The organism is Nostoc sp. KVJ20, assembly GCF_001712795.1.
Taxonomy (GTDB): domain Bacteria; phylum Cyanobacteriota; class Cyanobacteriia; order Cyanobacteriales; family Nostocaceae; genus Nostoc.
In genome coordinates, this window is record NZ_KV757781.1 from 1 (window position 1) to 9,340 (window position 9,340).

Genomic DNA, 9,340 nt, shown 5'->3' on the forward strand with positions numbered 1-9,340 from the left:
GCATGAATATGTGCTATGTCAAACTCATGAGCATGACGTTTTAGCCATTTTAATAAATCTAGGGAAAATTTGTAGCGACGAAACGGCGCACAACGAAAATAAATTATTTCATAGCCATCTTGTTTAATTGGGCGATTTAAAGGAACATCCAGAGGTGTTTGACCATTATCGCCATTACTATCAGTTGTGAGAATTGTAACTTCTACTCCCTCTTTGACCAACGCCGGAGCTAATCCTAGTACCATTTGACTGGGGCCGCCGTAAATCAGAGAAATTGAGGGGACAATTTGTAATATTTTCATTTTTTTGTCATTTCTGATTTGTCATNNTGACTAATGACTATTAACCAATTCTTGATAAAACTCTAATTGCTGTTTAGCTAAAGCTTTATTTGTATATTTAATCATTGCTTTTTGATAACCCATTTCACCTAGACTGTGAGCAAAATATGGTTTATCTATTAATTGAACTAAGCAATTAGCAAGGGCTTGAGCATCACCTTCGGGAAATACTAAACCAGCATCGCCAATTACATGGGGAATTTCACCAGAATCAGAACCAATCACGGGCACTTGGCAAGCCATTGCTTCAATTAGCACATGACCAAATTGTTCTTTCCAGCCAGCAGAAGTTAATGTTTTAAACTTGTAAGTTGTTTCTGAAGGCAGTACCAAAGTACTCATTAAATTAATATAGTTTGCAACCTCGTCATGAGGAACACTCTCTACCAAAATTAACCGTTCTTTAATATTATTTTCTGTCGCTATTTTGATTAATTCAGTTTGTAACTCTCCCCGTCCTAGCAGCAGTAACTTCCAAGATTTACTTTTCAAACTGATTAAGGCTTCTAAAAGTGTTAATAAACCCTTTTCTTGCACAAATCGTCCAACAAAACCTACCACAAAATCTTCTTTTTCAATGCCTAACTTAGCAGCTAATTCTGGTTGGGCTTTGGGAGTGAATAGACTTTCATCTACACCTAGTTGTGGCATGACTTTAATTGCCCCTTGATATCCTCGTTGTCGCAAAACTTCTGCTCCATCCTGATTGCCAGAAATAATGCCGTGGCTGTGGTTGAGGTTATATTTTTCTAATAAAGCAATTGGTGGTTTCAGATTATATGGAAGATTCCACCAGGTAAAAAATAAATTTTTTGCCTTGAGTCCTAATAGCTTATTTAAGGTAATCATTTGAGTATAAGCCAAGGCTCTAGACCCTTGTTCTACCTGAATGATTTGGGGACGAAATTGTTTTAACAAAGATATCAAATCAGCACCAAAGATAAGGAGTCCCTGGTGATTTTGGCTAAAATTAGAAACTGGAACTATTCTAAATGTGCCTTCATCGCGATATTCAGTTTCAATAATTCTATTTTGCACACCACCTGGTTTCCAGCGCTTTGGGACTACAACTGTCACTTCCATGTCGGGTTCTAATTGAGATAAAGCACGTAATTTTTCACAGTTGAGGTCTACGATATAAGTGTGACTAGCAACTAAAATTTTCATTTTTAATTTATTCTTTGTTATTGACTAATGACCAATGACAAATGACAAATGACCAATGACTAAACTTGTTTATCCAATCGACTGTAAATTTGACCATCGTTCCATATTGATTGGATGACAGTACCCAAGGCTTTGAAAAAACCCAAAGTGTAGAAAATAGCGCGAGTGGCAATTTTGATGGGGGAACCGCTTTTATTACAAGGTGGGCGTCCCAGTACGTGACAGTCGAATAAACGGCCGTATAAACGTAAGGCTTGAGTCACAGTAAGGTTTTTCAGCCCTAGTAAGAAATGGTTGTGGTAGAAGGTGAGTTGATATTGGAGCGATCGCATACTAATATCATGACAACCACCTGTTTCTTCGCCTAAATGCACCAAATGGGCTTCTGGGTCGTACCAAATCTTATATCCTGTCTGCCTCACCCGCAAACAAAAATCTGACTCTTCGCGTACTGCACTACCGCGAAACCTCTCATCAAATCTCAGCCCATACTTAGTAAAAATTTCACTGCGAAAAGACATATTGCAACCCCTCGCTGTCAGCACTTGCTGGGGTTTGATGGTATGTACTAAATCAATATGATACCAAGCAATTCCTGGGTCCATAGCTTGGGGGGGCAAATATTCAATCTCTAAATCTCCGCCAGAATCACCCAATTTCATTCTGTCAAATACCCGACCGGCGACAGCCCCCACTTCTGGATTTTGCCAATAATTTTTCGCATGGGCTGCTAACAATCCAGGGGTTAGCTGAACATCATCATCAATAAATAATATTATTTCACCAGATGACCGCCGGACAGCATAATTTCGCGCCCCTGGCAAACTCGCCCAATCTAAACGTAACCATTTAATTTTACCTGCCTCCGCCATCTCTTCTAAGTAAGCTTGAATTTCTGGTTGGTGTTTTGCGGTTTGGTCTACAACTAAAACTTCAAAATTTGGATAGTCCTGTTTTAAGACATCCACAATGCTATCTCGTAGTGCTTCCTCCCGTCCGTAGGTCGGGATTACTACAGTAATTAATGGCCAATTATTCATGATTTATATTCAGTAATTTTACTACTTCTATATTAGCCTTGTAAAAATTAATTTTCATGAAATTCAGTAAGCTATCATTGCTTTTATCGAAAAATAACTCTGAGTTATGAATTATTTTTCAATCACATTCAATCAATTGTTTACTAAACTCAGCACTGGCTCAACGCCTTCCTAACGGAACTTAGCACTCTTCATAGTGCTGCTGCATAGAGATTATCAAAGAACTCATTTTGCTTTTCGGAGTTATGCACAATTTGCGCTTGAGCTAATGCTCCTGCACTTAAAAATTCATAATGTTCTCGCTTATCATTTCTATCAAGAAATTGAATTATTTGTTGCAATGCTTGCTCTGCCAAATAATCGTAAGTACTATTTAGAATTTCCCAATATTCATTAGTTTTGGTTTTTTCTCCGTGCTGCCAATTACTCCAGTGCCTAATTTCATTAATTGGTAATTCTAAAATATAGCCATTTTCACCATGACGGATAAATTCTGGTAAGGCACATACATTTGTCGTAATTGCAGGGGTAGCAACAGAAAATCCTTCGATGATACTATAGCCATAAGTATCATGTAATGTCGCCATTAATTGAAAATGACTTTGCGATAATAGCTCAATAACTTTGTCATTGGGAATATTCTTATGAAAGACAACGTTATTTAGATTAAGTAACTTTAAATCTTCTACATATTTGCTGCGTTCTGGAAAATCTGTCGGAACTCCTGAACCATGTTCCAGTCCCGAAATTATATGTACAGTAATAGGCAAACCTAATTTTTCAGCTTTTTTTGCAAGTCTCAAAGCAACAACTCCACCTTTGCGGGCAATATGATTGCCAATAAATACAAGCTGGAGATTTTGCTGTTCTTGATAAAGTTTTGATTGGTTAACTCTGATTGGAAAGTTGGGATGGACTACATCTACTTTCTTACTTATCTTTGCTTCTATCTTCCAACCTTCTATCCGCTTAATTAATCTCAACTTAGCGTAATCTGAAATGGCGATAATTTTTTGGCAATTTTCTAGTGCTAATCGATTATTTAATAATTCATAAATTGCAGCTTCAGCTTGATTTTGAGGATTTCTATATAAAATGCGATGATCCTCAAAGGTGAGAAACCAAGGTTTATTTGTATATAAAATTCTGTTGAAAGAATGAATTGCTTGGTATCTTTCCCATACAGGTTGCCACGCAATAAAGCTAGCTAAAGGATACCAAATTTTTTCTATCGGATATCTGCCTGCGGGAAAAGGTTTAGGGCGGATGAGTGTATGCCGAGAATTTCGAGGTAGGTTGGGAATGCTGAGGTGTTTTTGACCTCCTATGATAACTTTTGCCATTTTTATTTCATTTAAATTGTTTTGAGACGTTTTTTCTTGTTTTTTAGCTGAGGGTTAGCATCTTCTTTATCTTGTTTCTCCAATTCTGGCAATTTAAAAAGAACTCCCGCAAAAAACCAATAATAGACAGCAACAGGATCAACATCCAGAGGATAGTAGTAGGTGTTGTAGCTAATAAACAATATAAACACCCATAAAGCTGCTCCGTAACTGCGGAAATTACGGTTTTTTATGGAGCGATAGGTTTTAAAGCTAATAATTGTTAAACTTGTTACCAAGCCCAGAAAGGCTAGTACCCCAAGAATTCCAACCTCAAAAAGTACTTTGGGGTAATAAGTTTCCACAAGCTTAGTTTTACCCATCGCACGGGCAGAGTTAGTTGCTCGTCCTAAGCCACTTCCTAGTGGCCCGTCTACGTTTTTCCAATTTTCTTCAAATTGCTGGACGATAAAATCTTGAGGTGGTGAAGCTTCCCAACGACTGGTAAAACTCTCGGTTCTCTCTTGTACGACAGCAGGGTTGCTCACCATCGCAATTCCCAGAACTAGGGCAAGTCCTATCCCTATAGGGATAAATCGTTTTAGGTTGCCAAGTTGCCCAGTGAGCAATAGCAAAATCCCGAAGCAGATTGGTACTAAAGCTAGGGCAATTCTCTGTCCAGAAATTACAGCATTGATAAAGACTGTCACTAAAGAACCTAAACCGATTACCCGCCACACAATGGAAGGGTCGGTAAAGCCGGTAGCAAAGGTAAAAAAGGTGCTGGAAATTAAGAACCATGCCCACTGCCAAGGGGCTACAAATGTCCCTGGTAAGCGAATAACCCCTTCTTCAGGACTATATAAGAGCGCTCCACCAAAATAACACCGGGCTTCTAGTGATGTGACAAATAGGGCATTTCCTTCCAGACCTCTAGTGCCTTGACATATACCAGTTAGTAGTAGCAGGTATTGAATACATCCCAGTACACAGCAAATCAGTATCAGGACAATCTGGAGGCGCGATAAAAATAGAAAATCCCGCTTATCGCGAATTAGATAGTAGGCACAACCAATCAAAGGGACATAGCCTAAAAATACTTTCAGTCCCAGAATGCCCATACCTAAAGGTATTTCTTTGGCTGCTTTTTCTAATAGTCCGACACTAGGCGGGTTAAATTGCTGTCCACCATTAACAAATAACAGCGTTAGCAGACTACAACCCAAAACAATATAAAGTGGGATTTTAATACCTTGGGGGATAATTAAGGGTAGCCCCTGTTTACGGCAAGTCTGCCAAAGTCCAATTAGGGCTGGAACATAAAAAGCATCTTTAGCTAATTGAAGTACGGGACTATTGCCCAAGTAGTAGGTGATAGTACCCCCAATAGGTACATAAATGATAAAGGCATATAGCGCTTGGCGCGGGTATTTGTAGGAAAGGGATATGACTATTATTCCCAATACTCCTGGGACTGCTACTTTAATTCCAGCTACGAAAAAAAGCAGAATGCCAACAAAAACACCGCTAAAGGTGGCGGTGGTGAGTAAGCTAGTGAGTTCTTTACGTGCTTGGGCTGTTTTGCGCTTTTGGGCTAACTGTTCTTTAAGGTTAAGGGCAGAATTTTCCTTTTTAGTCTGTTTTTTCGAGTTTTTAGATTGCTTAGATTTTGACTTTAGTTTTGGCATAGTGGTGCTGTCGTCTATCAGCCTCGGAGAATCTATTATAGTTGACAAATTTCTTTGGATTGCTGTAAGTAGTACAATCCGAATTCATCTCTAACTGATTGATTTAATAATTTGCGATTAAAAATGCTAAATCTTAATCTTTTGGAATTATCAAAAAGATTTTCTCCTGTTTCCAAAATATAAACTGCGCCTGGAAATGGTAATGATTTAATAGGTTTTGCTTTGTTCTTTAAAATCTCTCTGACTTTGGCATGGTCTATATAATATCTATAGTATCCATAGCCACGATTATATTCTGCGGTTTCGGGCAAATAATTCAAATCATATCGAATGATGTTACAACTGCCGCACATCTTATAAAAATTATTTCTTTTAATATATATATAATTACTGCCTTCCTGATATTTATAACCTTTATTTATAAACCATCCATTAGAATCTGGGTGTTGTTGAATAAATTTGGCTAACTTTTTACTAACACAATCGTCAGCATCAACAGTCATAGTGTGGGTGGGAGAAAATTGACGAGCATAAATCAATCCTTTTAATATTTTACGCCCTTTATCTGTGTCTCCTTTTGCTACAAGGTTAGTCTCATTTGGAGGAGAAAAATCAACTGTAATGTATGTAATATGAGGATGAGTGAATTCTATTTTGGGCTTTTCGTGACAAACAACAATAACGTGAAAGTTAGGTGAGGTTTGATTGCAAACTGATTTAATACATCTTTCAAATAATTGTGTAACACGTTCCCAGGAATTGGAAACTTTTGCACTTTTGAGTGGAATCACAAAAACAAGCACTGTGTTTTGTCAGAAGAAATAACTAATAAGCTCGAAGCAAATAATAACATATTCAGACTGATGTTAGGATTAACGCTCTTTTATCGAACAGAATTCAGNNACTTCTGAATTCTTCTTCAAGACTATCTAAATACAAATGTCACAGCTTCTACACATAACCCAGGCTGGTTAATTTGTAGAAGCTGTGATACGATTTGACGTTTTTTAAAAGCTGAGATATTCAGCTAATTTAGTCCATTAGATGCTGCTGTACTTGTGAAACTAGTTCATTTGTCCAGTAGTTAGTGAGTTCGGCATTGGCTGCTTCCACCATTACTCTGATGACTGGTTCTGTACCAGAGGCACGAACCAAAATTCTGCCAGAATCACCCATTGCGGCTTCAGCAAGAGCGATCGCTTTTTGTACTGGTTCGCAATCTTGCCATCCTAAACGGCGATCGCGATCGACAACTCGCACGTTCCGCAATAATTGTGGATAGGTCTGGAAACTTTGATCTACTAATTCGCTCAAGGGAACACCCGCTTCTTTCACCAAAGCTGCGATATGTAATGCTGTTAACAAGCCATCTCCAGTCACCGCATAATGACGGCAAAGAATATGACCAGATTGTTCCCCGCCTAGCATTCCCCCAGTCCGCAACATTTCGGCTTGCACGTATTGGTCACCAACTGCGGTACGAATTAAGTTACCACCAATTTGCTGCCAAGCTTTTTCAAAGCCTAAGTTAGCCATGACTGTAGATACAATCAGGTTGTCTGGCAATTGTTGGTTTTGTTGTAAGTGGCGTCCCCACAGGTAGAGAATGTAATCGCCGTTAACTTGCCTTCCTGTATTGTCTACGGCTAAGACGCGATCGGCATCGCCATCAAAAGCAAAGCCAATATTGGCGTTGTGTTCTTGTACTGTGGCTGCAAGAATATCTAAATGGGTAGAGCCGCAGTTAACATTAATGCGATCGCCATCTGCTTCATTATGCAAGCAGATTACCTCTGCCCCCATTTCTGTAAATACTGATGGTGCTAACCCGACTGCTGCACCCCACGCCAAGTCTAAAACAATCTTCATTCCCTGAAGATTTAAGGCACTGTTCAAGGGTTTTTTCAACGCCGAGCTATAATGCCCCACTAACTCAAAACGTGAGTGATGCCGTCCGCAATTACTGACTCTAGCAATCGGTGATATCTTCCCACGCAGTCCCGCTTCTATTTCTGCCTGCAATATTTGCGGTAACTTCCCACCATTGCCACTAAAAACTTTAATGCCATTGTCTTCTGGGGGATTGTGACTGGCAGAAATCATCACTCCGCCAATGGCATCGCTGATGCTGGTGAGATAGGCAACGCAAGGAGTGGGACACAATCCCAAATACCAAACCTCTAACCCCGCTGCTGTTAACCCTGCACTCAAAGCCATTGCCAGCATATCGCTGGAGTTTCTAGAATCCTGTCCGAGAATGACTGGCCCTATTTGAGTAGCATGGTTACGTAAAACAATCCCCGTCCAAAAACCAACTTGCAATGCTAGGGGCGCACTCAGTAATTCTCCAACTCGTCCGCGAATCCCATCTGTACCAAATAACGGATTTGCTGGTAGTGGGATTAAATTCAGCCCAAAACTGCTCTCAATCCCCTTCCCCAATCCCTCACTTTCAGAAGCAGAACCCCCAGAAATGCCCGATGTCCGAGTTATAGATGAAACCATATTTTTAAACACTCCACACAATCACACTGGAAAATAGCACTTAAGACTTTATTCAGCAATTTCGACATGCTTTTTCTCTTTAAGAAATTCATTCTAGATTCGACTAACTTACGTAATAATACTTAAGCTCTGCCTCTTCAAATGTAAATCTTTCATAAAGTCAGTATTGGTTTTTACATTATTAACAAAGTTTCCACATTTTAGCTAATTATTCCTTTTATGCCCTCAACTTTAGTCTTGATTTTTATCTGTATTAGTTTACACTTGGCAATCTTAATAACCAAAAAAATATGTAATAAATATTACCCTAATATCATCACAAGCTTTTTTAGGAAAGCTGAGAATGAAAGCAAAATTAAGCTAATAAGAACCAAAAACCAAAATCTAAAGTTCTATTTTCATAGCCTTGTTGCTGTGTAAAAAACTACAAAATCATCGCGGCTTAAAAAATTTTAATATAAATTCTCATCAAATAGTTTTAAGGTAACCTTTTAATGGCTTTTTTAGCCGTTAGTGAATCAAAACTCCGGCAGTTAACTTTTTAAAGTTGAGAATTTTAAATATGAGCAGCAATTTAGCAACCAAATTACGTGTAGGCACTAAGAAAGCCCACACAATGGCAGAAAATGTAGGTTTTGTCAAGTGCTTTTTAAGAGGAGTCGTCGAGAAAAACTCTTACCGGAAACTAGTTGCTAATTTCTACTTCGTCTACTCAGCGATGGAAGAAGAAATGGAAAAGCATAGCCAGCACCCAATTCTTTCTAAAATTAACTTTCCTCAGCTAAACCGCAAGTATACCTTAGAGGAAGACCTGGCTTATTACTTTGGTGCTAATTGGAGAGAGCAAATTAAACTATCTCCCGCAGGTGAAGCTTATGTAAAGCGCATCCGAGAAATATCTGCCACAGAACCGGAATTGTTAATCGCTCATTCATACACTCGTNNCTGGGGGACAAATTCTCAAAAATATTGCTGTAACGGCGATGAATTTGTCGGAAGGGCAAGGAACAGCTTTTTATGAGTTTCCAGAAATTCCTGATGAGAAGGCATTCAAAGCGAAATATCGCCAAAATTTGGATGAATTACCTCTTGACGAAGCGACAACCGATCGCATCGTTGATGAAGCTAATGCCGCCTTTGGTACGAACATGAAAATGTTCCAAGAATTGGAAGGTAATTTAATCAAGGCGATCGGTGTAATGCTGTTCAACAGCCTCACACGACGCCGTACACGCGGTAGTACTGAACTCGTCACTGCTGAGTAATGAGTGCTGAGT

General features: G+C 39.0%; 8 protein-coding genes and 1 pseudogene. 2 read left to right on the forward strand and 7 right to left on the reverse strand.

Translation table 11 applies throughout. The annotated features are described in order from the left end of the window. From A4S05_RS36435 to glmM, 7 genes are all read right to left on the reverse strand, one after another. The coding region (locus tag A4S05_RS36435) for a glycosyltransferase (protein ID WP_141699913.1) at window positions 1-302 on the reverse strand (302 nt) is incomplete at its 3' end. A 30-nt stretch (window positions 303-332) separates the two neighbouring features. Then, a complete protein-coding gene (hpsO, locus tag A4S05_RS36440; protein WP_069074623.1) occupies window positions 333-1,508 on the reverse strand; it encodes a hormogonium polysaccharide biosynthesis glycosyltransferase HpsO in 1,176 nt (391 codons plus the stop codon). Between the two features lie 59 nt (window positions 1,509-1,567). Then, entirely contained in the window at window positions 1,568-2,548 is a 981-nt protein-coding gene (gene hpsN, locus A4S05_RS36445) for a hormogonium polysaccharide biosynthesis glycosyltransferase HpsN (protein ID WP_069074624.1), read from the reverse strand. A gap of 191 nt (window positions 2,549-2,739) precedes the next feature. Further along, complete coding sequence (locus tag A4S05_RS36450) at window positions 2,740-3,891, reverse strand: glycosyltransferase family 4 protein (protein ID WP_069074625.1); 1,152 nt, start codon at window positions 3,889-3,891, stop codon at window positions 2,740-2,742. A gap of 11 nt (window positions 3,892-3,902) precedes the next feature. Continuing rightward, window positions 3,903-5,558 carry a hormogonium polysaccharide biosynthesis protein HpsL gene (hpsL, locus tag A4S05_RS36455; RefSeq protein WP_069074626.1) on the reverse strand — a complete coding sequence of 552 codons (1,656 nt, stop codon included), beginning with the start codon at window positions 5,556-5,558 and terminating at the stop codon, window positions 3,903-3,905. 35 nt (window positions 5,559-5,593) lie between these two features. After that, window positions 5,594-6,349 carry a glycosyltransferase family A protein gene (locus tag A4S05_RS36460; protein WP_256091389.1) on the reverse strand — a complete coding sequence of 252 codons (756 nt, stop codon included), beginning with the start codon at window positions 6,347-6,349 and terminating at the stop codon, window positions 5,594-5,596. 241 nt (window positions 6,350-6,590) lie between these two features. Beyond that, window positions 6,591-8,063, reverse strand: coding sequence for a phosphoglucosamine mutase (glmM, locus tag A4S05_RS36465; protein ID WP_069074628.1), 1,473 nt, complete (start codon window positions 8,061-8,063; stop codon window positions 6,591-6,593). A 562-nt stretch (window positions 8,064-8,625) separates the two neighbouring features. Here glmM and A4S05_RS43990 point away from each other — a divergent pair. Together A4S05_RS43990 and A4S05_RS43995 are read left to right on the forward strand one after the other, a co-directional pair. Beyond that, window positions 8,626-9,006: biliverdin-producing heme oxygenase (locus A4S05_RS43990; RefSeq protein WP_256091390.1), on the forward strand; the 381-nt coding region annotated here is incomplete at its 3' end. A 2-nt stretch (window positions 9,007-9,008) separates the two neighbouring features. Further along, window positions 9,009-9,328 (forward strand): annotated as a pseudogene (locus A4S05_RS43995) (biliverdin-producing heme oxygenase); the annotation flags it as partial. Between the last annotated feature and the right edge of the window lie 12 nt (window positions 9,329-9,340).

Bases quoted from the DNA above. Each gene is read 5' to 3' on its own strand.
- hpsO (WP_069074623.1), bottom strand. From the start codon at position 1,508: ATGAAAATTTTAGTTGCTAGTCACACTTATATCGTAGACCTCAACTGT.
- glmM (WP_069074628.1), bottom strand. From the start codon at position 8,063: ATGGTTTCATCTATAACTCGGACATCGGGCATTTCTGGGGGTTCTGCT.
- hpsL (WP_069074626.1), bottom strand. From the start codon at position 5,558: ATGCCAAAACTAAAGTCAAAATCTAAGCAATCTAAAAACTCGAAAAAA.
- A4S05_RS36450 (WP_069074625.1), bottom strand. From the start codon at position 3,891: ATGGCAAAAGTTATCATAGGAGGTCAAAAACACCTCAGCATTCCCAAC.
- hpsN (WP_069074624.1), bottom strand. From the start codon at position 2,548: ATGAATAATTGGCCATTAATTACTGTAGTAATCCCGACCTACGGACGG.